We start from the raw sequence: 25240 nt of genomic DNA, 5'->3' as shown, positions 1-25240 counted from the left end.
CCGCCGCTACGAACGCAAGCCCGAACACTTCCTCGCCTTCACCGCCATCGCCTCAACCCTCATCTGCCATCGACGACTCCAAATGAAATGACGTCTTAGACGACAGGAGCGGCGTAGGTTCGGGCGGCCGTCTCTCAGCCCACTCCAGCGTCACGCAGCGCTATATGTCACCTGGCCGCAGCGATACGAGAACGGGGCGAGGAGGTGGGGTGGGCGGCGCCGATACTGCCCTTCGCGGGGCCGCTAAGATGGCTCGTGTTGAACGTCATCAACGGAAACGAGGAACTGTCGGGCGACGCGGTTGGAGCCCGGGACGCGAGCCGCCCACGGTGTCCTGCTGGCCCTGCCCAGGGGCGCGGCCCTCCAGCCCTCCGCATGCGTACACAAGTCGAAATGCGCGAGGTCCGCACGGACTGGCCTCCACTGGTCCTACAGTGGCCGACCTCCGCTGTTCTGTCGGTGTCGGACGCCGCTCGCCCTCGCTGGCATGCCCGGGATGCGACCGCACCGCACCTCCGTGCGCACCAGCTTGCGCGAGCGGTCCACTGTTCGTGTCGCCAGGTGGCGAGGGCCCCGATTGCTGTTGAATACGCAGATTGGCGCGTTGACGTCCATGCTCGCGGTGACGGAGCCTGGATGGGCGCGTTCCAAGGACGTACGGCGCCGTATGGGTGCGATGTCGCAAGGGGGCGCTATGGCTTTTGTTCACAAGCAGGCGGACATGCGCTATGTTGACCGCCTACCGGGCGGGCTGCGGCGGGCGCTGACGGCTGGGCGCTGGCTGCCGATCATCGGGGCGGGCATCAGCGCCGCGGCAACCACCGAGGACTTACGCAGCCCTCCTGGCTGGCAATCCCTGGGGCAGCAACTCTCCAGAGACCTGCTCGGGCCGACAGGTGTTGGGCCGCTCGATGCGTTGAGTGCGTATGCGGACACCTATGGCCGTCCGCAGCTTGTCGAGCGACTGTCCGAGTTGCTGTTCGTGCACGAAATCGTCCCTGGCACGGTTCATCAAGCCTTTGCGCAGCTGCCGTTCGACATCGTGGTCACTACAAATATTGATTTCCTGTTGGAACGCGCCTACGAGGAGCAACGCCGACCGTGCGAGCCTTTGCTGGGCGAATCTCAGCTGTCGCTGCAACGCAGCCCCGAAGTGACCCATCTTCTGAGGTTCCATGGTGATTTGCGCCACCCGGACCAACTCGTGATCACGGAAGACGATTATGACGGCTTTCTTCGTCGTCACCCCTTGCTGGCAACTTGCTTGTCCTGGTGGCTGCTCACTCGGGAGCCCGTTCTCTTCGGCTACAGCCTCGACGACGCCGATCTACGCGAGATCCTCACCCTGCTGTGCGAACGTCTGGGCCGTATGACCCGCCCGGCGTGGGCTATCCTGCCTGCAGACCCCAACGTCGAGGCCGCCAGATTTCAGCGGCGCGGGATCAAAGCGATCGTGCTCGACCCTGATCCGAAGGCGGATCGCGCCACTGTGTTGAACGCGTTCTTCACCGAGTTACGCACCATGTGGGAGCAAGAGATCGCCCCTCAGCTGCAGGTTCGCACCGATGCGGCCACGGCGGAGCTGCGCCGTCCCTCGATCGCCCCGCAGCTCGCCCTGTTTGTTGCCTCCCGTCCCCTGCTGGCGCTCTACCGCGACTTCGTTTTTCCGTCCGTCCCGCGCAGCAGCGGGCTGTTGCCGCTGGGTATCGACGACATCCGCACCCGTGACTCCGCGATGACCCCGATGGCCATCGACATGGCTTTGTCCAAGGCAGCCGTCGTCGTTTATGACACCGGCCGCGGCAATCCCCTGCCGCATTCTTTCGTCACCAGTCGCCGTGCATTAGTTTCCGCACTGGTGGATGTTGCCGATCCGTCCTTCCATGGCCCACCGGCCGACTCGGCCGGAAATATCGTCGTCCGGCCCGTGGAGATGGGCGAGTGGCCTGCCAACTTCATCCACAGACTGCAGGAGCGAATCGCGGCAGCGCGACCTTCCGTGCCATCGCCCGATCTTCGGGAGGTCTTGGAGCGCTTGCGTAGTGCCCAAGAGCATGAATCTCTGCTCCTGACCTACCTGGCCCTATTGGAGAATCGGCTGCGCCAGTGCATGGCCGACGAGCAGCCCCCGGTCGATCCACCAACGCCAAATCTACCCACGGTGATTCCTCTGAGTGGCGGTCGGATGGAGCAGCTGAGCGCCTTCTTCGGCGCTGACTTCGGCACGGTGCTCCATGCCGTCCGTGTCCGGCACGACCTGATGCAGAATTTGCACGTCGAGCCGACAGAGATCCAGTCGGCCGCCGACGCTCTGCGCCCCGTGGTGCAGTGCCAGCTCGGCCTGCCGCTGTGAGCCCGTCCTGGGCCGCTCTCAGGCCGCGTTCACCCAGGTGAGGGATATCCAGTAATCTTTCAACGCGTTGCTGCCGAAGTAGAAAACGAAGTTCTGGCCTTCGGGTGAGATCGGTGCGGGCCGGGGCACATGATCCAGGTCACCTGTTCGTAGCTCGGTTTTAAGCGGTTCGGAGATCAGGTCGGACTCCGCATCCGCAGCCCGGTCGGCGAAGACGTGGAGGTTGTGATCCGCCCGCGCCAGAAACTCGACGCGGATGATCTTCCGCACTGCAGCCTCTCTGCTAACGGGCCGAACCGATACAGAAAAGGGTGCCCCGCTTCCCGTACGGGGCGGCGTTGTTGAGGCGCGGTCGCAGGGGCGGAAGTGCGGCCGGGCATCGACGCCTGCGGTGAGTGCCTGCTGACCTTGATTCCGAGAGCGACGGGCTCCCCGTGGATGTGTCTGTACCGCGAATGGAGTTCCCTCTGGGGTGCCCTAGCAGCAGGGTTCGGACGTTGCGGATGGTACGTGGTGGACTGCAACACTTGAGGAGAAAGCTTTGGCGTGACACCGGCACGGCAGGACAAGGTTCGGCTGGATGCCGTCCCTGTGCAGAGAACCCAAGCAGTCGCTACTCTCTGTCCATGAACCGAAGCCTCCGAGACATACGCCCAATTGTTGACCGAGCCGGTGCAGCCCGACGTATCTAGGGCGTGGGGCGTAAGCACTGCGGGCGGTGAAAGCACATATCCTAAAAAGGAAGACGTTCGTGAACCTAGACGGTCATTGACCGTAGTCGTAAACTCCCCACAATCAAGGGGCAAGTCCGACGGTAGCTGCTTCCCGAGTGGGGGAGGAAGATCCGGGGGGCAGAGACAGCCACAGGCGCCTTGACGCCGAGCCCGTGAGGGGCGGTCTATGGCAGAGGCAGGCACCCCGGCGATAGCCGGGTACGCGAGCAACGAGGAGCATCTCCTCGATGCGCTCCACAGGATCGACCGGCTGATCTACGCCGCCGTGACCCGGCTGCGATCGGCGCAGCGGAGGCCGCCGGACGAATTCCAGGGCCTCTATATCCCGGACGAGGAGGTAGACCGCATCCTGGGCGGTCGGCATCCCATCGCCCCGGATTTCCTCCCCGCCGAGCGCACCGGGCCGAGCCCGTGCCTCATTGACACGGTGGCCGAACTGGCGAGGACCGTGGCAGGGCGTGCCGAGGAGAGTGTGCGGCTGGGGGTCGACCTGCGTCTGATGACGGTTGTCGCGAAGTTCGGACTTTCGGACTTTGATACGGACGCCCTGCTCGTCTGCCTCGCCCCGGAACTGGACCTCCGTTACGAACGGCTCTACGCCTATCTCCAGGACGACGTCACCAAACGCCGTCCCAGCGTGGACCTGGTCCTCAACCTTCTGTGCGCCTCACCGAGGGACAAGCTGGTCTCTCGTCGGCGGTTCACGGCCGGCTCCCCGCTGATTGCCCATGGGTTGCTCGATTTCATCGACGACCCCGCTCAGATCGGCTCTCCGCTACTGGCCCGGTACCTCGCCGTCGACGAGGGCATCGTCAACCACCTGCTCGGCAGTGAGGAGATCGACCCTCGCCTGTCGACGTACGCGAGGTGGCTCGTTCCCGAGTCCCGCTGGGACGATCTGGTGCCCGCGCCCCCGTCACGGCACCGGCTGGCGCTCCTTGCCGGGCGGCAGCGGACCGGCTCCGAAAGCCTGATCTTCCACTTCCGCGGTCCCCCGGGGACGGCCAAACTCAAGGCGGCTGAGGTGATGTGCGCCGAGGCGGAGCTGCCTCTGCTCGTCGTGTCCGTCGATGAGTTGGCCAACGCTGACATGTCGGTCTTCTTGGATGCCGTGCGTTTAGCGGGCCGCGAAGCGATGCTGCGCGGGGCCGCCGTGTACTGGGACGGCGTGGACAACCTGTGGGCCTCCGGGAAGCGCTCACTGCGCGCGGCATGGCTAAACACGCTGGCGCACTGCCCCGGCCCCACTTTCGTTGCGGGCTGCCAACCGTGGCAGCCCGGGGAGACTCCGCACGCCGCGCCTGTCGTGCATGTCCCGTTCGGGCCACCCGGCTTCGCCGACCGGCTGCGCCTATGGCATCGGGCCCTGGACCGCCCGCAGATGTCGATCGACGGAGCGGGAGCCGACCTACGGGACCTCGCGAACACGTTCCGGCTCAGTGGCGGGCAGATCGAAGAAGCAGTGGCCTCGGCCCGCGGGGCGGCGCTGTTGCGCGATCCGGCCGACGGACGAGTGACGGGCCCGGACCTCCGCGAGGCCGCGCGGGAGCATGCCAGTACGGGGCTCTCCGCCCTGGCGCGCCGGGTGGATCTCCGGCACACCTGGGGGGACCTCGTCCTGCCCGCTGGGCCGCTGCGGCAGCTCGAGGATGTCCGCGACGCGGCGCGATACCGGTACCTCGTCTACGAGGAGTGGGGCTTCGACCGCAGGTTCTCCCGAGGCGCCGGGCTCAACGTGCTCTTCTCCGGGCCCTCGGGGACCGGGAAGACCATGGCGGCCGAGGTGCTCTCCGCGGAGCTGGGACTCGACCTGTACGTGATCGACTTGTCCACGGTCGTCAGCAAGTACATCGGTGAGACAGAGAAGCACCTGGCCCGGATCTTCGCCGACGCCGAGGCGGGCAGCCTGATCCTCTTCTTCGACGAGGCGGACGCGCTCTTCGGCCGACGTAGCGACGTGCGAGATGCCCACGACCGCTATGCCAACGTCGAGGTGAGCCACCTGCTCCAGGAACTGGAGAGGCACAACGGATTGGTGATTCTTGCGACCAACCTCCGCAAGAACATGGATGAGGCGTTCTCGCGGCGGATGCAGTTCGCCGTGGAGTTCCCGTTCCCTTCCTGGTCCGATCGGCGGCGGATCTGGGAGGCCATCTGGCCACCGGGCGCGCCCTGCGCCCCCGACCTCGACCTCGGTTTCTTCGCACGCCGCTTCGAGTTGTCGGGCGGCAGTATCCGTAACGTCGCCGTGGCGGCGGCGCTCAACGCCGCCAGTGAGGGGACATCGGTGACCATGGCCCATCTGCTACGTGCCGTCCGCCTGGAGTACCGGAAGCTGGGACGGGTCGCCACCGAGGACGCCTTCGCCGCGTACGGAGCGGAATCTGTGCGGGCCCCGGATGGTGTGGTTCAGGAGGTGCGTCATGAGGGAGGGTGAGCGGACAGCCGCGGCGCGTGCCTGGGCCCGGCGCGGGCCGGTGGGACGGAGCAGCGGCATCGCCGTGCGAGGGCCAGAGCCAGCAGCCGTGCGGCACCCTCCAGCGGGGCAGCTCGGGTATCGGGCGGGCGGGACTGCGCGGTCGATTCTGCGCGGAGTACTGCCGGCGCTGCAGCGTACTCTGGGTAACCAGTACCTCCAGCGGATCTTCGCCCCGGTCAGGGAAGAGCCAGCGGACCCGGCGGTGGAACGCACCATCGCGTCGGTCCGGGGCGGCGGAGCGGCTCTCGGGGAGGGCGTCCGCACTCGCATGGAGACGGCGTTCGGAGCGGACTTTTCGGGTGTGCGCATCCATACCGGGGCGACCGCCCACGCCCTGAACACCGCGTTGAGCGCACGCGCCTTCACCACTGGCCCGGACATCTTCTTCCGGGACGGTGCGTACGACCCGGCAGGGTCGTCCGGGCGTCGGCTACTCGCGCACGAACTCGCCCATGTCGTACAGCAGTCGGGTGCCCCGCCCGATGGGCCGCTCACGGTCGGGTCGCCGGGGGCCGCCCACGAGATCGAGGCCGATCGTCTCGCCGAAGAGGTGACGGGGCCACGCGGTGATGAGGAGGCGGACCTGCCGTGATCCATGACCTCGACAAGACTCTCGGCGCCCTGCTGAAGCGTGACCTGTCGATAGGCACGGTCAGTTTCGATCCCCCGGATGGCACGTTCGCCCCGAGCCTGCCCTGTACTAATTTGTTTCTGTACGACGTCCGGGAGAACCAGTCCCTGCGCGTCAATGACTGGAAGGTCGAACGGGGCGCTGGCACCGCGGCCATCACGCGCCGTCCCCCGGCACGCATCGACTGCTCGTACCTCGTCACCGCCTGGGCAGGCGACACACAGAACGAGCACCTGCTGCTCGGCCGGGTCATCAGGATCCTGCTGCGGTACCCGACGCTCCCTGAAGAGCTGCTACAGGGAGGCTTGGTGGGTCAGGAACTGCCGCTGCCGACCACGGCGCTCCAGCCGAGCCTGCTGCAGAGCACGGGCGAGTTCTGGCAGGCGCTGGGCGGCAGGCCCAAGGCGGCCGTCGGCTACGCCGTCACCCTCGCGGTGCCTGTGGCCGAGCCAGCCAGCGTACCTCTGGTCACCGAGCGGATCACCACGGTCGCAGTCGCACAGGCCTGACGACAGCTCGGACACAGCGGCACAACCGGTATCGGACGCGACCCGGCCGACGCGCATACCGCCGTCTCGAAGTGAGCGACCATCAGCCCGACTCAGGAAGGCCGAGCATGGCGCAGTACCTCGCCCCAGGCGTCTACGTGGAAGAAGTGGAGTCCGGTGCCAAACCCGTTGCTGGGGTCGGAACCAGCACCGCGGGCTTCATCGGAGTCGTCGCGGAGGACGTCACCATGCCGCTCATCCCCGGCAGGTCGGGGAAGAAGCACGACGGCAGCATCGAACCGAGCGACTTCTACAAGGTCGTCCGTAAGAACACCGCGACACTCGTCACCGGATGGGAGGAGTTCCGAACCGCGTTCGGTGACCTCCAGGAGGGTAATTCGACCCTCGCCCACGCGGTCTACGGATTCCTCGACAACGGAGGCAGCCGCTGCTGGGTCGTGCGGGTGATCGAGGGATCCACTGACGCGGAGACCGACGCAGCTCTCATCGCGGCCTTGGACCAGTTGCAGCCGATCGACGAGATCGCTCTGGTGGCGGTACCCGGTGCGGTCTCGGACGCAGTCCAGAAAGCGGTCCTCGCACACTGCGAGAACACCTTCACGCAGGACCGGTTCGCGATCCTCGACGGGCGCCGGACGAGGGCGCTCACCAAGGCCGCCATCCAGGGCGGAACCGACGACAGCAGCTACGGCGCCATCTACTTCCCCTGGATCGAGGTCTTCGACCCGGTCACCGGCAGGAACCTGGTAGTTCCGCCGTCCGGTCACATCGCCGGGATCTACGCACGCGTCGACAGCACCCGGGGCGTTCACAAGGCGCCCGCCAACGAGGTGATTCGTGGCGCGCTGGACGTCGAACTGCGGATCAGCAGGGAGCAGCAGGCCGGACTGAACCCGGAGGACATCAACGTCATCCGCAGATTCGACGGGAACATCACGCTCTGGGGCGCGCACACCCTGGCCGGGAAGGAGGACGCCGAGTGGCGGTACATCAACGTGCGGCGACTGTTCCTCTTCCTCCGGGAGTCGATCGACGAGGGGACACAGTGGGTGGTCTTCGAACCGAACGAGCCCGGCCTCTGGGCCAAGATCACGCGCAACGTGACGGCCTTCCTCACCAGTGTCTGGCGCGATGGCGCTCTCCTCGGGGCCACCCCGCAGGAGGCGTTCTTCGTCAAGTGTGACGCGGACACCAACCCGCCCGACGTACGGGACCGGGGCCAGGTGGTGACCGAGGTCGGGGTGGCCGTCGTCAAGCCCGCCGAGTTCGTCGTCTTCCGCATCAGCCAGTTCGCCGGACCCGGCGGATGACGGCGGAGACGAGGGCCGGCGGGTACCGGGCCCCCGGCGTCTATCGCGAGGATGTCTTCCCCGCCCCGGAGCCGGGCCCGCGCACCGGTGTGCCCGCCTTCCTCGGCCACACCAGAACGGGTCCCATCGGCACGCCGTGCCCGCTGACGCTCTGGCCCCAGTTCGAGTCCGGTTTCGGAGTGGCGCGAGCCGACGGCTACCTGGCAGACGCCGTACGGGGCTTCTTCGAGAACGACGGAGAACTCTGCTACGTCGTGCGGCTCGGCGACTCCGAGAGTACCGAGGTAGGTATGGAGGCGGGACTTGAGGCGCTGGCGGCGACGGACACGGTCGACCTCATCTGCGCCCCGGACATCATGCGCTCGCGGGAAGGGGGCGCGCTGCCGCCCGACCCGGCTGCCACCCGCCGCATGCAGACGGCGGTCCTGCGGCACTGTGAACGCCTCGGTGACCGGTTCGCGATCCTCGACCCGCGACCGCAGGACGACGACGACGGCGCGCTCGCGCAGCGGGCGGAACAGGAATCGCCCGACGGCGCGCTCTACTACCCCTGGGTGCGCACCCCGGAGACGGTCAAGCAGACGGGGCTCTTCGTCCCGCCCTGCGGGCACATCGCCGGGCTCTACGCGCAAACGGACGCGCACGGTGGCGTCCATCGGGCACCGGCCAATCGGGAACTGCGGCATGTGGTCGACCTCGCCGAGAACATCACCGAACTGCGGCAGACCACGTTGAACCCCGCAGGTGTCAACTGCCTCCGTGCCTTGCCCGGGCGTGGCATCCGGGCCTTGGGCGCCCGCACACTGTCACAGGACCCCCGGTGGACGTACGTGAATGTGCGGCGTTTGTTCCTCGCCGTGGCCAGATGGATCGAACACCACCTCACGGTGACCGCGTTCGAGCCCAACGGACCGCAGCTGTGGGCGCGCATCGGCCGCGAGCTGACCGCCTACCTCAGCGGCCTCGCACGTCTGGGGGCGCTCGCCGGGCGGACGGACACCGACGGGTTCTTCGTTCAGTGCGACGCCGAGACCAACACCTACGACACGAGAGCGGTCGGGATGATCGTGACCCGGATCGGTCTCGCGCCGACCGCGCCCGGCGAATTCATCGTCCTGCGCATCGTGCATGGTGACGGCCCGGCGACCGTCACCATGCTGTCGAGCCCGGCCGACCGGACGGGTCGGTCGATCGGAAGGAGGTTCTGACCATGCCGGTAGGAGATCGCAGGGACCCCTATGGCTCCCACAACTTCCTCGTCGAGATCGACGGGATCGTGCGGGGCGGGTTCAGGGAGTGCAGCGGCCTGGACACCAGCCAGGACCCCATCGACTACCGCGAGGGGACCGATCCGCCGACCATGCGCCGCCTGCACGGACTGGTGAAGTACACCAACGTCACGCTGAAGTGGGGCATGACCGACGACACGGAGTTGTGGGACTGGCGGCTGAAGGCCATGGAGGGAAAGGTCGAACGCAAGAACGGCTCCATCGTGCTCCTTGACGACACGGGAGCCGAGAAGCTGCGCTGGAACTTCCACGCGGGATGGCCCAGCCGTTGGAGCGGACCGACCTTCAACGCGACCGGCAACGAGGTCGCGGTCGAAACCCTGGAGATCGTCCACGAGGGGATCGTGAGGGCATGATTCCGGACACCGAGTTCCCCTTCACACTGCCCCGTGGCTACGTCGACGCGGACGGCGCCCTGCACCGCGAGGGAGTCATGCGCCTCGCCACCGCGTTCGACGAGATCGCTCCGATGAAGGACCCCCGGGTACAGGGCAACCCGGGCTACCTCGTGCTCATCCTGCTCTCCCGTGTCATCACCAAGCTCGGCTCCCTGTCACACCTCAACCCCAAGGTGATGGAGGGCCTGTTCGCGGCGGACCTGGCATTCCTTCAGGACTTCTACCAGCGCATCAACGACACGGGCCGCGCAGGGATCACAGTGACCTGCCCGCAGTGCGAGACGGAGTTCGTGGTGGAGCTGACGGGAGCGGGGGAATGACCGGCCACCCCTCGGAGCAACTCCATGAGGAGGTGGCCTTCATCGCATATCACTTTCACTGGCCCTACGACCAGATCATGTCGCTGGACCATCGGGAGCGGCACCGCTGGGTCGCTGAGATCAGCCGGATCCACCTGCGGCTCACCGAGGAACCGGGCGGCGGACAGACCCGGGGGAGCGGTTACGCATGACCACGTTCGGCCCCAACGCCTTTGTGGCGGCGTCCGGTCGGCTGGGCCTCCGGCCGGACCCCTACCCCGCCTTCGACTTCCTGGTGGAGATCGAGGGATTGGTGGTCGGCGGATTCAGCGAGGTGACAGGACTCCAGGTGGAAACGGTCGTCGAGCCCTACCGGGAGGGCGGGGTGAACGAGTACGAGCACCGACTGGCTGGACCGACGCGGTATCCGTCGAACCTGGTCCTCAGACACGGGATCACGGATGTCGACAGCTTGTGGGCCTGGCACCAGGACGTCTGTACGGGAGTGGTCGAGCGGAGGAACGGGACCGTTCATCTGCTTGACTCCGCTCGGCAGCCGGTCATGTGGTGGGACTTCCGTGAGGCCTGCCCCGTCCGGTGGACCGGACCGGAGCTGCGAGCGGAGACGAACACGGTGGCGGTGGAGACGGTCGAACTGGTTCACCGAGGAATACGAATGTCACGTCCGGGGCCGGTAGCGGACGGCACCTCCCCGAGCGCCGACGACGGTCCGTCGTGAAACGCCCCGCACGTTATCCCGTGCCACCCCCGCACAGAGCATGGCCGCTGGCGCGGGACATCTTGCGCCGATACGGGGGAATGCCGCGCTCCGGACGGTGGTTCGCACCCCGTGAGGCCGCGGGGCGAACCTCATCCCTCCTCACCGTGTCTCGGCGCCGCCCTCTCTGGAGGTACGTGCGCGGGCACGCGGCCTGGCCCCACGAACCACGGGCGCGCACCGCGGGTCTTTCGCCCCGGCAGCCTCAGCGTCCCGGGCTCGTGTACCGGTCGACCGAACTCCCGGCCGCGCACTCGCTCGGTCCACCACCTCGAGTGGGCGCGTTCCGGGAAGGTCGGCCTCTGGCCGGCGCTACCCGGGGCGCTCCGCTCCCGGCCGACGCACCGCTTCGGGAACGACCGCCCCGAATCGGCGGGCCCGAGGAGGGCGTCGTCCGCGCGGCCGTAGGCCGGGCGAGCTTGCCCCCTGCTGCTGGGCCGGGGGCGGATCCGGTGTGGCCCTGTGTGCTCCGAGCCCACCGGCCCAGTGTCAGCACGGCTCGATTTGGCCCGGCCCGCGTGCAGGGCACTCCCGCGCCCGGCCTGTGGCCCCGGCCTGCTACGACGGCCGATCGTGTCGTCCGCGAGGACATCGGCGCGCCTCGTGCCTCCGATGACCAACGCGCTCTGCCCACCGCGGTCATGCGACACCCGGGACCGTGGTTCGCGCCGCAGCCACCCCCTGACTGCTCGTTCGGTGTGTTGGCACTCCCGGCGGGGCGTTCGGGGTGCGGGACAAAGGGACGGGCGGCTGCCGAAGCGGAGTGGTCCGGGCCGACCAGGGCAGTTCCAGATTCGTTCCCGGCGCCGATGCCCCGGCGCGCCACCGTGATGCGGGTGCCCGTCTCGCGGACGACGGTGCCGCACCCCGACGTGGCGTACGCCGAGCCTTGCGTCAGGCGATCCGAGGCGACCCCGGCGTGGAGCCGTCCGGTTCTTGAAGCACGCGCGCGTACCCCTGCCGAGCCCAAGTTCGGAGCGGTACTCCACCTATTCGCGGCATTGACGGCCCGGCCACGCGGCACCGCGTCAAGTGACCCGACTGGGCCCGGTTCGGGCCGGACGGCGGCGACGCCCGTCCACCGAGCCGCTCGGCTCCTGCTTCTGTGGGCCGCCGAGCCGCAGCGGTCGGCTCCGCACGGGCGGCCGCCACGACCGGCTGCCGGTGCGGCGGATGACGGATTGCTCCAGCAATCGGTCGGTGCTGGGCCCATGCCACCGCTCGTCCTGGCCCGACAGCCCGATGCCGCGGCTCCCGGCGGACACCCAGCGGCCTCAGCGGCGACGGGTGACCCGGCCGCCGGGCCGGACACGACGGCGCAGCCGGTAAGCGGCGTGGACACCGCCGCTCTCGCCGACGCGGTGTACGGCCTGCTCGTTCGGCGGCTAGCCGGCGAACGCGAGCGAAGGGGGTACTGACGAGGATGGCTCTGGAGAAGGCACGCATCACTCCCGACGGCGGGCAACCGGTCCCGGTGCTCTTCAACCCGACGCAATACACCCTGGACCGCAGCAACCAGATCGCCGAGATCCCCGTTCCTGGCCTGGGCGCCCCCGTCCTGCAGTTCGTGTGCGGGAACACGGCCACGTTGGGGATGGAGCTGTTCTTCGACACCTACGAACAGCAGACCGACGTTCGTGAGCACACCGATCGGATCTACCGGCTGCTCGAGGTGGACCCCGAAACACACGCCCCGCCGATCTGCACCTTCAGCTGGGGGGACGTCAGCCTGCGCTGCCTGATCGAGAGAGTCGGCGGACGGTTCACGCTGTTCCTGTCCGACGGGACACCTGTGCGGTCCACGCTGAACATTTTGCTGAAGGAGTTCATCGAAGTCTCGGTCGAGGTTCGGCGCAATCCCACCCAGTCGGCCGATCAAGCGAAGACCGTCACCGTGCGGCTGGGCGACACACTCAGCGGTATCGCCGCCGACCAGTACGGGGACCCGGCACTCTGGCGGCCGATCGCCCGGGCCAACCGCATCGACAATCCGCGAAGCCTGGAGCCGGGCCGGGTCCTGGCCGTTCCGCCCCTGCCACCGTCCCGGCCTCCGTAGCCTTACCCGTGACCACCTCTACCGCCCGCCGTCGGCCGAAGCTTGAAGGTGCGCCATGCTCGGAGACTACTTCGCTCCCGCGTTCAGGATCGCCGTGAACGGCATCCGGCTCGCCGCCGACATCTCCCGGAACATCATGGACGTGTCGGTGACCAACGAGCCGGACACACTGGATCACTTCGGCCTGACGCTGGCCAACCCTGCCCCGGAACTGCCGTGGACGCACACGCGGAAGGCGGAATTGTTCCAGGAGGGGAACGCAGTGTCCATCGAACTCGGTTATGTGCGGGACCTGCAGCCCATGTTCGACGGTGAGATCACGAGCATCAGTCCGGTCTTCCCCGAGACCGGTACGGCGACGGTCCGCGTCGAGGGCCACACCCGGCTGCACTGGCTCCGAGGCAGCCCACGGACCCGTACCTTCCTCGACGTCACGGACTCCGAGATCGCCGAGCAGATCGCCACCGACCTGGGACTGACCGCGGACGTGGCCGATACGGGAACGAAGCACCCCTACATCCTGCAGTTCAACCAGACCGACCTTGCTTTCCTGACCGAGCGTGCGCGAGCGATCCACTTCGAACTCACGGTCCGGGGCAGGGTGCTTGTCTTGCGCCGGGCCGGGAACGACGAGAGCCGCAGCCACACGCTCGTGTGGGGCCAGAATCTCAGGGGGTTCACCCCGACGATGAACACGCTCGACCAGGTCGGCAAGGTCGTGGTCCGTGGATACGACCCGGCGACGAAGAAGCGGATCAGCGGCGAGAGCGGGGCGGGGGCCGCGGCCATGGGAGGTTCGCGGACCGGCGCGGATGTCGCGGCGCGCGCCTTCGGTCGACGCAGGGAGGAGACGCGCACCGACGTGCCGGTGGCCTCCCAGGAGGAAGCCGATCAACTGGCCCGTGCGCTCTATGAGGAGCGGGCCCTCCGGTTTGTGACCGGCACCGGGTCGTCGATCGGCCTGCCCGGCCTGAGGGCAGGGCGGACGGTGGAACTGTGCGGGCTGGGGCCGCAGTTCAGCGGCCTCTACTACCTCACGCGGTCGACACACACGATCGACCGCGGAGGCTACCGGACGACGTTCTCGGTGAAGAGGAATGCGGTGGGATGAGCGACAACCTTCTGGACCTGTTCACGGGGCAGGCCGCCCCCACCGGCCGCGTGTACGGCCTCGTGGTCGGCATCGTGACCAACAACGACGACCGCGAAGGGCTGGGCCGGGTGAAGGTCCGCTTCCCCTGGCTCAGCGACGACGAGGAGAGTTGGTGGGCCAGAATCGCGTCCCCGATGGCGGGCAGCGGACGGGGGCTCCTGCTCCTGCCGGAGATCGACGACGAGGTGCTCGTCGGGTTCGACCAGGGAGACGTCCGCTTCCCCTATGTGCTCGGCGCGCTGTGGAACGGTAAGGACGCCTTGCCGGAGACCGGGGTGCTGGATGGCGCCGGCAAGGTCGCGCGGCGCGTCTGGAAATCCCGGACCGGGCACCTCGTGCGGCTGGACGACTCCGGCAGCGGCGGGAAGATCGAGATCATCGACTCCAGCGCCAAGAACTCGGTCGTCATCGACACCGTGCGCAACACCGTCACCGTCATCGCGGACGGCGACATCGTGCTCGAATCCGCGAATGGCGACGTCGTCATCGGCGGACAAAACGTCCGGATCTCGGCCACCACCGCCGATGTGCAGATTGAGTCCAGCGGCGACATGCGGCTCGCCGCCGACGGCCGGACGACCGTCAAGGGCACGGTCATCGACATCAACTGAGGGAGTGGGTTCACATGGGGGAGCCGGCCGCCAGGCAGGACGACCGTATCGTCGCCGCCGACACTCACATCGTCCTGGTGCCCGGACCCGGCGGTCCGGTCCCGACACCGCTGCCGCACCCGTTCAGCGGCCCACTCACCGGTGGGCTCAGCGATGACGTGAACATAGGCGGACGCCCCGCGGCGACCGTGGGCAGCACCGCGGACGCCGACCCGCCGCACATGCCGGCACCACCCGGGACAGCGTTCCAGAACTCTCCCGCCAACCGGGGCACCGTACGGACCGGCAGCGCGACGGTGCACATCAACGGCAAGCCGGCGGCCCGGAACGGAGACACCGCCGCCACCTGCAACGACCCGGAGGACCTGCCGGTCGGCACCGTGACCGCCGTCGGCACTGTGCTCATCGGCTGATCGCGTCGTCCCAGCCGACCAGAACACCCCATGACATCGGCGGAGAGGAGAGAACCGAGATGCGAGCCGAATTCGTCGGCGCGGGCTGGGGATTCCCGGTCAACGTCGAATCGGACGGCACGGTCACCCGCGCTGCGGACGACCAGTGCATCAAGGATGCGGTGTGGCTCATCCTCAGCACCGCGAAGGGCGAGCGCGTGATGCACCCCGACTTCGGGTGCGGAATCCATGACATGGTCCTCGGCGCCACCGCCAGCACAGCGTTGGGCCAGGCGGCCGCCGCCGTGCGGGACGCACTCGTACGGTGGGAGCCGCGAATCGAGGTCGTCGACGTACACGCAGAAACCGATCCCGCCACACCCGCGCTGCTGCTGATCCACGTCCGGTATCGCGTCCGCTCGACGAACATGGCCTTCAACCTCGTGTATCCCTTCTATTCGGAGAAGGGAGTCGCGTAGTGCAGACGCCCCCACTCATCGACGCACGGTCGTTCGCCGACCTGGTCGCCCAGACCGAACGGCTGCTGCAGCGCTACTCGGACTGGCAGCGGGTCATGCCCAGTGCCACACTGCTCACTGGCCGGGTGCTCGCCGAGGACGTCGTCGACCCCGTTACCGGTGAGGTCCTGGCCACCCGGAACACGCTCGTCGACGCTCTCACGGCGCAGCGGATCGCCCGGACCGGCGGGCTCGGAAGGATCGCCGTCGTGCCGGTGCCCGACGTCGGCTCCGTCTTGGTGCGGATATCCGCGCACCTGACGGAACTGCTGGTGCAGCGCGTCAACCGGATTCCCGAGAAGAACTTCCTCGCCTTCCTCGATCTGCTGGGGCTCAGCCCGCTGCCGCCCCAGGTCGCTCGTGTCCCGCTGACTTTCCGCCTCGCCGCAGGCAGCACCGACGACGCCCTGGTGCCCGCGCTCACTGCGGTCGGTGCCACACTCGCCGAGGGGGAGTCCACGCCGGTGCTGTTCCAGACCGAGCGTGACCTGGTCGTCACCCGCTCCCGGCTGACCGCTGTCCGGATCCGCGAGCCCGCATGCGACCGGACGGCCGACCGGACCCGAACGGCGACCGCTGGAGGAGGAGAGCCGTTCGCGGTCTTTGAGGGGAACCAGCCGATCGGGCACCGCCTGCTGATGGGAGACCGCCACCTGAGCGCCGAGGCGCTGAAGACACTCACCCTGCGGGTCTACCCTGCGGACGGAACGCAGTCGTGGCTGTCGGCCCTCGCCTTCTCACGGTGGGACGGCACCGACTGGCAAGACCTGCCGGCGACCGTCACACCAAAACCCGTCGACGGCGCCTGGGAGGTGACCCTGCCCGACGTCCCCGGCATCCCCGCGACCCCCGTCGCCGGTGCGACGGGCCATTGGCTGCGCGCGTCGCTGACAACACCACTGCCGCACGCCGAGCTGATTGACGTCGATCCGTCGGCCGCCCGCACCGATCTCGCGCAGGACGGTCTGCCGCCGGACGCCGTGTTCGCCGAGGACATCCCGCTCGCGTTGGACCGGCCGTTGTACCCGTTCGGCCGGACCGTGCCGCGGTCCACCTGCTACCTGGCCTGCGACCCGGCGTTCGGCAAGCCGGGTGCTCACGTCCGGCTCGGCGTGGTCGTGGACACCGCCCGGCCAGCGCGGCCCACCGCCAACCTCGTTCTCCTCTGGGAGTACTGGGACGGCGGGCACTGGGCCGAGCTCGGCCGCTCCGGCCCGTCCGCCCCGCCGCCGGGAACCCCGCCCTTCAGGTTCGCCGACCCGACACAGGCGTTCACCCGGGACGGCACGGTGAGCTTCACCTGCCCCGCGGCCTGGCGGGCGACAACCGTCAACGGGCTGGCCCATCGGTGGCTGCGGGTGCGCATCGGCTCCGGCGGATACGGCGCCGCGTCCGGCTTCCGACCGCCCGTCCTGCTGGCGACGGCGTTCTCCTACCGGTGGCCGCTGCCGAGGATCAGCGCGATTCGGGCATCGGCCGCCATAGCCCGGCGCGGTCTGCACCCCGATGCCGTGTTCGCGAACAGAGTCCCGGTCGACCCTGCCGATCGGTTCCTCCCGTTCGGGCAGAGCCCGACCTTCGGGGCCGAGCTGCTCCTGGTCGGCGAGGAGGCGTTCGCGATGCCCGGCGCATGGGTCACCCTCGACCTTCCCGTCGCCAATCCGGCGCGCCCTGAGCCGAGGTGGCCGCTCCCTCCCGTCAAGGCCTCGGCGGACTTGGTCCTCGCGTGGGAGTACTGGAACGGACAGGAGTGGGCGGAGCTCGGCCGGACCACTCCGTTGCCGGGTGAGCGTTTGCTGGAGCCGTACGTAACGCCGTTCGACACCGACACGCTGGTATTGACGGGCGAGCGGCCGACTGGTGCCGTGGTCGAGGTGGCGGAGCGGCACACCGGCAGGCAGGCGACCGCGGACCCCGGGCAGGGACCGACCTGGACGACGAGGCACCCGCACCTGACGGCGGGATCGCATGCCTTCCTCATCACCGCCCGGACCGACGACGGGCCGGCCGGTGAGCCGCGTTGGGCGTTCGCCTTCCGCGCCACCGCAGGCATCACCGCGGCCGACCTGGCCCTCGACCCGGCGCTGGCGCCGACGAGCCGACCGAGGGTGACGGTGTCCGGCCGGGCAGCGGTCGAGGGGGGCCGGGTGCTGGTGCACAACGCCGCCACGGACGAGGTGGTGACCGCCGACTTCTCGGGCCGCTTCACCGTCGACGCCGCTGTGCGGAAGGGACGCAACGACCTCCTAGTGCTGGTCGCCGACGACACGGAGCGATACGTGGCCGGCGAAGTCCTGCCGGTGGTCCGCGGGGACGGGCCGCCCATCTCCGGGTTCACCGACTCTACCTGGGCCTTCACACGGAGCGGCCAGGTCACTTGGCGCGTCCCGGCCGACGTGGCGCGGCGGGACGTTCAGGGACGGCCGCAGGTGGCGGTGCGGGCCCGCCTGGCGGCGGGCAACTACGGCCTCCCGGCCGCGTACACGCCGACGACCGGCACTGAGGGAAGCACGGTGACCGACACCGTGAACGGGGCGCTCGCCTACCGGCTCGCCCCGGCGACCTTCCGGCCACCGTCGATCGGCCCGCTCCTGGTGCGCTACGACTATGTCTCCCCCTACGAACAGCCCCAGCAATTGCTGACCGACAACGACGACCTCACCGAGGCCGTAACCGGGACCGCGACGTTCATCCCGTTCACGCCGACGGTCGACAGCGAGGCCACCCTCTACCTCGGCTTCCGGCGGCCGGGCACCGACGCCGGGTTCGCCCCCCGCACCGTCACTCTGTACTTCGGAGTCGCCGAGACCCGCTACGGCAGCCCCGAGGGTGTCGTCGGCCACGACGCGTCCGAACCACCGGTCGTGGTGTGGGAGTACTGGAACGGGCGACGGTGGGCGCCTCTCGGAGTGCGCGACGAGACGTCCGGGTTCACCCGCCGAGGGCTCGTCACCTTCATCGGGCCCGCGGACTTCCGCAGTTCCACGGAGTTCGGTGAGACGGCCTGCTGGCTGCGCGCCCGCAAGGGACGTGGTCGTTCCCCGAGCACCCCGCGCCTGTACCGGGTGCTGACCAACACCATGTGGGCCGCGCACACCCGGACCGTCCGGGCGGAACAGCTGGGTTCGGGCAACGGCGAGCCCGGCCAGACCTTCCGTATCGCGATGACACCGGTGCTGCCGGGCGAGCGGATCGAGGTGCGCGAGACGGAGCCGCCGTCGGCGCAGGAGCGCGCGATCATCGAGGCCGAGGGGGGCCTGGACGCTGTCACTACCGAGCCCGGATCCGGCGACGATCCGGCCACGGTGTGGGTGCGCTGGCACCGCGTACCCGACTTTCACGAATCGGGCCCGCGCAGCCGGCACTACGTGCTGGAACGTGGCTCCGGCGAGATCGGGTTCGGGGACGGCCGCCGCGGTCTGGTGGTCCCACAGGGCCGCGCCAATGTCCGTGCCGCGGAGTACCGGGCCGGGGGTGGCTCTGTCGGCAACCGCCCGGCGGGGGCCCTCTCCCAGCTCAAGAGCGCCGTGCCCGGCGTGGAAGGCGTCACGAACGAGGAACCGGCCCGCGGCGGGTCCGCACCGGAGTCGCCGCAGGCGATCGCGGAGCGCGGCCCACGGACCTTGCGGCACGGCGATCGTGCGGTGGCGATCAGCGACTACGAGGACTTGGCCCTGCAGGCGTCCACCGATGTGGCCAGGGCCAAGGGCATCCCGGCCGGGACCATGGCGCAGGGCGGCCGGGTGACCGTGGTCGTCGTACCCCGCGACGCGGACCCCCGACCGGTACCCGATCTCGCACTGCTGGCACGAGTGACCGACCATCTGGCCGCGCGCCTCAGCCCCACGATCGACGCGCAGGTGACGGGCCCGGCCTGGCTGCGTATCTCGGTGACTGCCGAGGTGGTGCCCACCACCCCGGACCTTGCCACAGAGGCGCAGGGGGCGATCCACGCCCGGCTCACCGCGTTCCTGCATCCGCTGACTGGCGGACCCGGCGGCCGTGGCTGGGAGTTCGGGCGGACTCCGCACCGCTCAGAGCTGTACCCCCTCATCGAGAGCGTGCCCGGGGTGGATCACGTACGCACCCTGCGTATCACGGTGGCGAGCGACCCCGACGGCGCCGAGCCCGCGCGGCTTCTGGTTCACAGCGGCGACCACGACATCACGATGGTGAGCGAACCCGGAGGCGACGATGGCCCTGCGTCCCCCTGACCTCGATGACCGTGCCTTCGTCGACCTGCTCGACGAGGCCCGGGCCCGAATCATCACCCACGACCCGGAGTGGACCAACCACAACCTCTCCGATCCCGGCATCACCTTGATCGAGCTCTTCGCCTGGCTGACCGACATGCTCATCTACCGGACCGACCAGATCCCGGACCGGCACGTGCGGGTATTCCTCAAGCTGCTCAACGGCCCCGACTGGAAGTCCGGGGACGACTTGATCGAGGACGTCAGGCGGACTGTGGTCGGTCTGCGCCGCCGCCATCGGGCCGTGACCGGCACGGACTACGAGCTGCTGGCTGCCGAGCCGTCGGCGGACATCGCACGCACGCGGTGCATACCCCGGAGGGACCTCAACCTCGGCACCGAGCCGGAGCGGATGCGGCCGCAGGCGGGTCACGTCAGCGTGATCATCGTCCCGCGTGATGCCGCCCAGCCGGACCCGGCTCTGGTCACCACCGTGCTCGACCACCTCGAACCGCGGCGCATGCTGACCACCCGCCTGCATGTGGCCGGACCGGTCTATGCGCCGGTCGGCGCCGAGGTACTGCTCGCCCGGCGATCGGGCACGCGTCCCGAGGACGTGCGCCAACGAGCCGTCGAGGCGCTCGACGGCTTCCTTGCCCCGCTGACCGGGGGCGCCGACGGCAACGGTTGGCCGTTCGGCCGGAGCATCCACCTCGCAGAAGTGTTCGCGTTACTCACAAACATCCCCGACGTCGACCATGTCCCGGACGTCGTCCTGTTGAGCGTCCGCCGGCCGGGCGCGGCCCGCCAGGTCGCGGCGGAGCCGCTGCTGAGTGCCTCCGGCGACCCGATCGGACTCGGCCTGGCCGCTCACCACTTGCCGCTGCCGCTGATCGAGCCGACCTCCATCGTGGTCGGCACCGTCTTCGTGGCGATCGAAGTAATCATTGCGCTGCGTCCCCTGCCCGCCGGGGCGGAGCGAATGGGGTTCGTGAAGGCGGCGGTCAAGCGGTTCCTGAGCCCACTGCACGGCGGCCCTGACGGTGCCTCGGGACGCATCGTCAAGCCCGATGCCGTGGGCGCGGTGGCCGAGGTCGCCCTCGGAAGCCGCCCCGACCGGCTGACCGTCGAGCTGCGCTGCGACCCGGCCCACGCGGTGCGCCTGGAGGACGGCTCCGGACCGCTGACGGGCGTCCGGGTCCAACCCGGTGAACTGGTCGATGCCGAGGTCGCCTTGGTAGCGGGCTAACGAGCTAGCGGGCGTACCCGGGCGACGACGGGCGGCGAGGAGGCCGAGGATGGACGGCAAGGACAGGCTCCGTGGGCAGGCCAGCACCTACATGCGCCACCTGCCCGCCGTCTACCAACAGGATGTGGAGCCGGACACGCCGAACTTCCTGGGCCGGTTCCTGCTCGGTTTCGAGCAGATGTTCACCGGCCTGGGGGATGAGCGGGCGCCGGGGATCGAAGAGATCCTCGACGGCATAGTCGACCCCGTCAGCGGCGAGGTACGACGGCGCGGTGTCGAGCGCTACTTCGACCCAGGACCGAACCTGCCGGAAGCCGAGCGGGCGCCCGCCGAGTTCTTGGACTGGCTTGCAGGATGGGTGGCGCTAGCCCCCCGTGCGGACCTCGATGAGTTGCGGCAGCGGGACTTCATCGCTCGCGCGGTGCCGCTTTACCGCCTGCGAGGGACCCGTCAGGGGCTGGAGGAGTACGTCCGCACTTACACCCGGTTGGGCGTCACCGTCGATGAACTGGACACCTCCTTCCAGCTCGGCACACACTCCACGGTCGGCGTCGACACTGTGCTCTCCGGGGGAGCACCGCACTTCTTTCGCGTGCTGATCCGGCTGCCGACGTCGGACCCGGCCGCGATGGCCCGGCACCGCCAGGTGGTTACCACGCTGATCGACGCGGAAAAGCCGGCCCACACGTATTACACGCTGGACGCGGAGACCCCGGGCTTCCGTATCGCCGTTCACTCGACCATCGGCATGGACACGCTGCTCAACCCCGCATGAGGCAAGGAAGGGACACCATGGCGGACGACATCAAGCGGCTCCACTATTTCGACCACCAGTTCATGCGGGCGGGCGACTTCACCGCCGAGCAGGAGTACCACCTGCGGATGCGCCGACGGCACCTGCGGCTCCAGCACACCTGGGGCATCGCCACGGGTCTGCAGTTGAGCTTCGCCACCGGCGCCTCCCGGGCCACCGTCGGCCAGGGTGCGGCCGTTGACGTCCAGGGCCGGGAAATAGTGCTGACCGTCAACACGCAGACAACGGATCTGTCCAGTTACAGCGGCAAGACCGTCTACGTCACCATCGCCTACGACGAACAACAGACGGACCCCACCAGCGAGACGGGCGTCACCGGCAACACCCGGTGGAGCGAGGTACCGCTCGTGGACGTCACGCCCGACGACCCGGACGACCCCAGCACCACTCTCGTACTGGGACGCGTGGACGTCGGCGCCGACGGACGGATCAACGGCATTGACGACGGATCCGGGGCATACCGCCGCCGCGACGCGGGCGTCGTGGCTGGCGACCTGGAGGTCCGTAGCCTGGCCCTGAGCGCCCCCGAAGTGGCCAGCTCAGAGTGGGCCCGGCTGCGCCTCGGCGCGGCGGACCGGGCCGACCTCCAAGGAAACCTCAATGTCTCGGGCGACATCGAGACGGCCGGAGAAGTGGACGGCCGCGATGTCGCTGCCGATGGTGCCGCGCTGGATCAGCACGTCGCCCGCACCGACAACCCGCACGGCACGACCGCCGCGCAGGTCGGCGCGCCCACGAGCGTGAACGGGGTACACAACCCGGGCGGCGACGTATCCCTGGCCGGGCGCGACGCCGTGACGATCACTCCGAACGACGCCGCCAACCAGATCACGATCGGCGAGAGCCACTCCGCCCGTACGGACAATCCGCACGCCACGACAGCGGCGCAGGTCGGTGCGTTGCCGCTGAGCGGGGGCGATGTGACGGGAGGACTCTCGGTGGGCGCGGGCAGCGTGCAGTTCGGGACGGCTTCGGCAGGGGACTCGAACACGATGCTGGGGTCACCGCCGCAGAAGAAGATCACGTTGACCGTGCTCGGCGGAACCAGTGGCAGCGTCATAGGCACGAGCGGCAAGATAGCTGTGCTTATTTGGCCGTTCTTGGACGGCATGGTGGGCCTGAAGGTCGGTGCATCGCCTGGAGGCGTAGACACCACGGTCCTCAACGGCACCACGCGGTTCTCCGGCAACAAGATCGGTTACGTCACCGACACGTTCGTGAACGCCAGTGGGGGAGTCCTGCACACCGGCGACGTGGTCAAACTGCACCCGGCCGGCACGGTCAGGTTCCACGGGGACAACAACCTGATCCCCATCCCGCAGGTGACGCTGTCCGACACCGAGGACGACCCACTGGTGATCGGTATCGTTTGTCAGGAGGCCACGCCCGCACCAGGGGAGCCCGACGGGCGCACCGAGCCCGACGATCCGACCGCCGTCCCGGACGGGGGCGACGTGTTCGTGGTGACACTGGGAGCGTTCGCGCACTGCCACGTGGACGCCTCGAGCTCCCCCATCGCCGTGGGCGATCTGCTGACGACGTCCGCCACCGCCGGGCATGCCTGCAAAGCCATCTCCCCGAGGGTCGGCGCCGTCATCGGAAAGGCGCTGGAACCGTGCGCGGCGGGGACCGCTCACATCGCCGTATTCGTGAACATCCAGTAGTCGTGCGCTCACTTGGCCCCTGTCACTGTCTCCGTCAGGGGGACGAGCAGGCACCGGTGGCCGACGCACAGGAGGGAGCCGACCATGGCCGAGGCATATCTGCGGGTCAAACTCGCCGTCCGCCCGACGGGAGGAGGGGCGGCGCAACTGGTCGTCCCGCCGGAGCTGGAAGACGTAAACTACCGCTTCGTCCTAGTGAAGGACGGCGCGGAGGAGGGGATCGTTGTCATCGACGAGGCGCCGTCCCTGATTACCAGGCTCCAGCGAACCACCAGCATCACCCGGCTCAGCGGCAAGCGGCTCGCGGAGGTCCGGGCCGGGTATCCGCCGCCCCGCGTCAAGCAGAAGTACCGCGTGCCAGAGGTATCCGCGGGGGAGGCGCCGACGACCGGCTTCGAGACCGACGAGGAGGGGCGGCCCGTCGTGGAGGCGGTCCAGACCGTGCGGTCGGGCTTCTACTTGATAGACGTCCCGGTGATCTCAGGGTGAAGGCGGCACCGGGTGAACAGATCGCCTGTCGGGCCGGGCAGGGAGAGAGCGGCAACCGGAGGGGCTACGGATGCCGCTCTTGGACACTTCCGATGAAGACGATCTCCGCACGGCGGTTCTGCGCCTGGTCGTCCTCGGTGCGTTCCGTCACCCGCGGTTCGGCTTCGCCGCGGCCGGTCACCGAGATGATCGCGCCGCTCACGCCGTGCTGCACGAGGTGGTCGCGTGCTGCCCGCGCCCGGCGCTCAGCCAGGTTCAGGTTGAATGCCTCGGGCCCGGAGGTGTCGGTATGACCGACGATCTCCACGCGGGCGCTGGGGTCGGCCGTGGCTTGCCGTGCCAGAACGTCCAACTGCGCACGATGCGATGGCTGGAGCACGGCGCTCGCCAACGGAAACCTGTCCAGGACATGGACGGTGATACCACCGAGCCGCAACCGCTCGGGGTGCAATCCGGTGTCGGGCAACGTGAACGGCTTTTGGCGGCTCCCCTCTGGTGTTCCGGTCGGCAGCCTCAGCTGCCGAGTCGTCTCGGCGACCACTTCCCTACGCTCCAGCTCCCGTTCTTCTTCCCGCTCGCGCGCCTCCTGCGGGACGAGCAGCTCGAACTGCTGCTGAAGGGCGAGTATGTCCCGGAGGAGGCGTTCCCGGTCCAACGGGTCGCGTGGCTTCAACACCTCCACAGCGCCAGCCACATCGCGCTTTGCCAGCTTGCGGGCCACCTGCCACCCCTGTTCGAATCTCTTCAGGGGAATGCCGCCTATGGTGAAACCGTCCTTGCTGTCGTAGCTGACGCCCTTCTTCAAGCTGTCCTCAAGCAGGCGCCGCAGTTCCTGTTCGGGGTCCGGCGTGAACTGACGCCGCAGGACGGAATCGACCGTCGCACGGACATATGCCTGGCGTGCCCTGGCAGCGTCCCGGTCCCCGTCCAGTGCGCGGCGCATCGCGTGGTTGCCGACGGAGCGCTGCCCCTCCAGGACCGTGACGGACAGGCGGCGGGCAGCCAATGCGGTCGCTCGCGAAGGCGCCCGCTGCAAGGCCGCTGGCCTGCCCCGTCGCATACTGGGGAGTGCCGAACGGAGCCATCGCGTGGTGTGAACATCCATGGTGCATCACCTCGTTTGTCCAGTCTCGCAGTCGATTCCGCCGGTCCACCAGGGGCCGTTCGCAGACCCGACGAGGGGGTGGAATAGGACGATGAGTACGAGGGAGCAACGCCACGACGCACCGCGACGGGAGTGGAAACCGGTGCCGGGTCGGCAGGTTCCGGAGCACAGGGGTCCCGTCCGGTGCGTACCGGGTCAACTGGTGTCGCGCCCACC

Annotated in this window: 22 protein-coding genes; 20 read left to right on the top strand and 2 right to left on the bottom strand. The window is 68.7% G+C overall.

Features of this window, described 5'->3' with window-relative positions; all coding sequences use genetic code 11:
* Positions 1–694 precede the first annotated feature (694 nt).
* Positions 695–2353 (top strand): SIR2 family NAD-dependent protein deacylase, encoded by a 1659-nt coding sequence (locus ADK86_RS03310; RefSeq protein ID WP_159393761.1) that lies wholly within the window; start codon positions 695–697, stop codon positions 2351–2353.
* An 18-nt stretch (positions 2354–2371) separates the two neighbouring features.
* Here ADK86_RS03310 and ADK86_RS03305 read toward each other — a convergent pair whose 3' ends face one another.
* Positions 2372–2623, bottom strand: coding sequence for a hypothetical protein (locus ADK86_RS03305; protein WP_053695178.1), 252 nt, complete (start codon positions 2621–2623; stop codon positions 2372–2374).
* Positions 2624–3253: 630 nt separating this feature from the next.
* Between ADK86_RS03305 and ADK86_RS03300 the strand changes: the two genes are divergently transcribed.
* From ADK86_RS03300 to ADK86_RS03210, 19 genes are all read left to right on the top strand, one after another.
* Positions 3254–5524: an AAA family ATPase gene (locus tag ADK86_RS03300; protein ID WP_053695177.1), complete on the top strand. Its 2271-nt coding sequence runs from the start codon at positions 3254–3256 to the stop codon at positions 5522–5524.
* Positions 5487–6158, top strand: coding sequence for a DUF4157 domain-containing protein (locus tag ADK86_RS45140; protein WP_078951751.1), 672 nt, complete (start codon positions 5487–5489; stop codon positions 6156–6158). Before ADK86_RS03300 ends, ADK86_RS45140 begins: the two co-directional genes overlap by 38 nt.
* Complete coding sequence (locus ADK86_RS03290; RefSeq protein WP_053695175.1) at positions 6155–6706, top strand: DUF4255 domain-containing protein; 552 nt, start codon at positions 6155–6157, stop codon at positions 6704–6706. Before ADK86_RS45140 ends, ADK86_RS03290 begins: the two co-directional genes overlap by 4 nt.
* A gap of 107 nt (positions 6707–6813) precedes the next feature.
* Positions 6814–8016 (top strand): phage tail sheath family protein, encoded by a 1203-nt coding sequence (locus ADK86_RS03285; RefSeq protein WP_053695174.1) that lies wholly within the window; start codon positions 6814–6816, stop codon positions 8014–8016.
* The gene (locus tag ADK86_RS03280; RefSeq protein WP_053695173.1) at positions 8013–9224 is read left to right on the top strand and encodes a phage tail sheath family protein; all 1212 of its coding nucleotides are present in this window, start codon (positions 8013–8015) and stop codon (positions 9222–9224) included. Before ADK86_RS03285 ends, ADK86_RS03280 begins: the two co-directional genes overlap by 4 nt.
* A gap of 2 nt (positions 9225–9226) precedes the next feature.
* Complete coding sequence (locus ADK86_RS03275; RefSeq protein WP_053695172.1) at positions 9227–9661, top strand: phage tail protein; 435 nt, start codon at positions 9227–9229, stop codon at positions 9659–9661.
* A complete protein-coding gene (locus tag ADK86_RS03270; protein WP_053695171.1) occupies positions 9658–10023 on the top strand; it encodes a hypothetical protein in 366 nt (121 codons plus the stop codon). The genes ADK86_RS03275 and ADK86_RS03270 overlap by 4 nt, the downstream gene beginning before the upstream one ends.
* Positions 10020–10214, top strand: coding sequence for a DUF6760 family protein (locus ADK86_RS03265; RefSeq protein ID WP_053695170.1), 195 nt, complete (start codon positions 10020–10022; stop codon positions 10212–10214). The genes ADK86_RS03270 and ADK86_RS03265 overlap by 4 nt, the downstream gene beginning before the upstream one ends.
* Positions 10211–10741 (top strand): phage tail protein, encoded by a 531-nt coding sequence (locus tag ADK86_RS03260; protein WP_053695169.1) that lies wholly within the window; start codon positions 10211–10213, stop codon positions 10739–10741. The genes ADK86_RS03265 and ADK86_RS03260 overlap by 4 nt, the downstream gene beginning before the upstream one ends.
* A 1462-nt stretch (positions 10742–12203) precedes the next feature.
* Positions 12204–12836 (top strand): CIS tube protein, encoded by a 633-nt coding sequence (locus tag ADK86_RS03255; RefSeq protein ID WP_053695168.1) that lies wholly within the window; start codon positions 12204–12206, stop codon positions 12834–12836.
* A 148-nt stretch (positions 12837–12984) separates the two neighbouring features.
* On the top strand, positions 12985–13947 hold the full coding sequence (locus tag ADK86_RS03250) for a phage late control D family protein (protein WP_159393759.1): 963 nt from the start codon (positions 12985–12987) through the stop codon (positions 13945–13947).
* On the top strand, positions 13944–14600 hold the full coding sequence (locus tag ADK86_RS03245) for a phage baseplate assembly protein V (protein WP_053695166.1): 657 nt from the start codon (positions 13944–13946) through the stop codon (positions 14598–14600). Before ADK86_RS03250 ends, ADK86_RS03245 begins: the two co-directional genes overlap by 4 nt.
* A 14-nt stretch (positions 14601–14614) precedes the next feature.
* On the top strand, positions 14615–15013 hold the full coding sequence (locus ADK86_RS03240) for a PAAR domain-containing protein (protein WP_053695165.1): 399 nt from the start codon (positions 14615–14617) through the stop codon (positions 15011–15013).
* Positions 15014–15072: 59 nt separating this feature from the next.
* Complete coding sequence (locus ADK86_RS03235; RefSeq protein ID WP_053695164.1) at positions 15073–15471, top strand: GPW/gp25 family protein; 399 nt, start codon at positions 15073–15075, stop codon at positions 15469–15471.
* Positions 15471–19724, top strand: coding sequence for a putative baseplate assembly protein (locus tag ADK86_RS03230; protein ID WP_053695163.1), 4254 nt, complete (start codon positions 15471–15473; stop codon positions 19722–19724). Before ADK86_RS03235 ends, ADK86_RS03230 begins: the two co-directional genes overlap by 1 nt.
* The gene (locus ADK86_RS03225) at positions 19705–20952 is read left to right on the top strand and encodes a baseplate J/gp47 family protein (protein WP_053695162.1); all 1248 of its coding nucleotides are present in this window, start codon (positions 19705–19707) and stop codon (positions 20950–20952) included. The genes ADK86_RS03230 and ADK86_RS03225 overlap by 20 nt, the downstream gene beginning before the upstream one ends.
* 49 nt (positions 20953–21001) lie before the next feature.
* Positions 21002–21727, top strand: coding sequence for a phage tail protein (locus tag ADK86_RS03220; protein WP_053695161.1), 726 nt, complete (start codon positions 21002–21004; stop codon positions 21725–21727).
* Between the two features lie 17 nt (positions 21728–21744).
* Positions 21745–23430, top strand: a complete 1686-nt coding sequence (locus tag ADK86_RS03215) for a hypothetical protein (protein ID WP_053695160.1) — start codon at positions 21745–21747, stop codon at positions 23428–23430.
* Positions 23431–23514: 84 nt separating this feature from the next.
* Positions 23515–23919: a hypothetical protein gene (locus tag ADK86_RS03210; RefSeq protein ID WP_053695159.1), complete on the top strand. Its 405-nt coding sequence runs from the start codon at positions 23515–23517 to the stop codon at positions 23917–23919.
* Positions 23920–23983: 64 nt separating this feature from the next.
* On the opposite strand, the gene ADK86_RS03205 is transcribed toward ADK86_RS03210, so the two are convergent.
* Positions 23984–25024 (bottom strand): OmpA family protein, encoded by a 1041-nt coding sequence (locus ADK86_RS03205; protein ID WP_078951749.1) that lies wholly within the window; start codon positions 25022–25024, stop codon positions 23984–23986.
* Between the last annotated feature and the right edge of the window lie 216 nt (positions 25025–25240).

The sequence above is a fragment of the Streptomyces sp. NRRL F-5755 genome, from assembly GCF_001279365.1.
GTDB lineage: Bacteria > Actinomycetota > Actinomycetes > Streptomycetales > Streptomycetaceae > Streptomyces > Streptomyces rimosus.
Note: the sequence above shows the minus strand (reverse complement) of the source record. Positions and strands in the feature narration are given on the sequence as shown.

Bases quoted from the DNA above. Each gene is read 5' to 3' on its own strand.
- ADK86_RS03310 (WP_159393761.1), top strand. From the start codon at position 695: ATGGCTTTTGTTCACAAGCAGGCGGACATGCGCTATGTTGACCGCCTA.
- ADK86_RS03300 (WP_053695177.1), top strand. From the start codon at position 3,254: ATGGCAGAGGCAGGCACCCCGGCGATAGCCGGGTACGCGAGCAACGAG.
- ADK86_RS45140 (WP_078951751.1), top strand. From the start codon at position 5,487: ATGGTGTGGTTCAGGAGGTGCGTCATGAGGGAGGGTGAGCGGACAGCC.
- ADK86_RS03285 (WP_053695174.1), top strand. From the start codon at position 6,814: ATGGCGCAGTACCTCGCCCCAGGCGTCTACGTGGAAGAAGTGGAGTCC.
- ADK86_RS03280 (WP_053695173.1), top strand. From the start codon at position 8,013: ATGACGGCGGAGACGAGGGCCGGCGGGTACCGGGCCCCCGGCGTCTAT.
- ADK86_RS03275 (WP_053695172.1), top strand. From the start codon at position 9,227: ATGCCGGTAGGAGATCGCAGGGACCCCTATGGCTCCCACAACTTCCTC.
- ADK86_RS03270 (WP_053695171.1), top strand. From the start codon at position 9,658: ATGATTCCGGACACCGAGTTCCCCTTCACACTGCCCCGTGGCTACGTC.
- ADK86_RS03265 (WP_053695170.1), top strand. From the start codon at position 10,020: ATGACCGGCCACCCCTCGGAGCAACTCCATGAGGAGGTGGCCTTCATC.
- ADK86_RS03260 (WP_053695169.1), top strand. From the start codon at position 10,211: ATGACCACGTTCGGCCCCAACGCCTTTGTGGCGGCGTCCGGTCGGCTG.
- ADK86_RS03255 (WP_053695168.1), top strand. From the start codon at position 12,204: ATGGCTCTGGAGAAGGCACGCATCACTCCCGACGGCGGGCAACCGGTC.
- ADK86_RS03245 (WP_053695166.1), top strand. From the start codon at position 13,944: ATGAGCGACAACCTTCTGGACCTGTTCACGGGGCAGGCCGCCCCCACC.
- ADK86_RS03240 (WP_053695165.1), top strand. From the start codon at position 14,615: ATGGGGGAGCCGGCCGCCAGGCAGGACGACCGTATCGTCGCCGCCGAC.
- ADK86_RS03235 (WP_053695164.1), top strand. From the start codon at position 15,073: ATGCGAGCCGAATTCGTCGGCGCGGGCTGGGGATTCCCGGTCAACGTC.
- ADK86_RS03225 (WP_053695162.1), top strand. From the start codon at position 19,705: ATGGCCCTGCGTCCCCCTGACCTCGATGACCGTGCCTTCGTCGACCTG.
- ADK86_RS03220 (WP_053695161.1), top strand. From the start codon at position 21,002: ATGGACGGCAAGGACAGGCTCCGTGGGCAGGCCAGCACCTACATGCGC.
- ADK86_RS03215 (WP_053695160.1), top strand. From the start codon at position 21,745: ATGGCGGACGACATCAAGCGGCTCCACTATTTCGACCACCAGTTCATG.
- ADK86_RS03210 (WP_053695159.1), top strand. From the start codon at position 23,515: ATGGCCGAGGCATATCTGCGGGTCAAACTCGCCGTCCGCCCGACGGGA.
- ADK86_RS03205 (WP_078951749.1), bottom strand. From the start codon at position 25,024: ATGGATGTTCACACCACGCGATGGCTCCGTTCGGCACTCCCCAGTATG.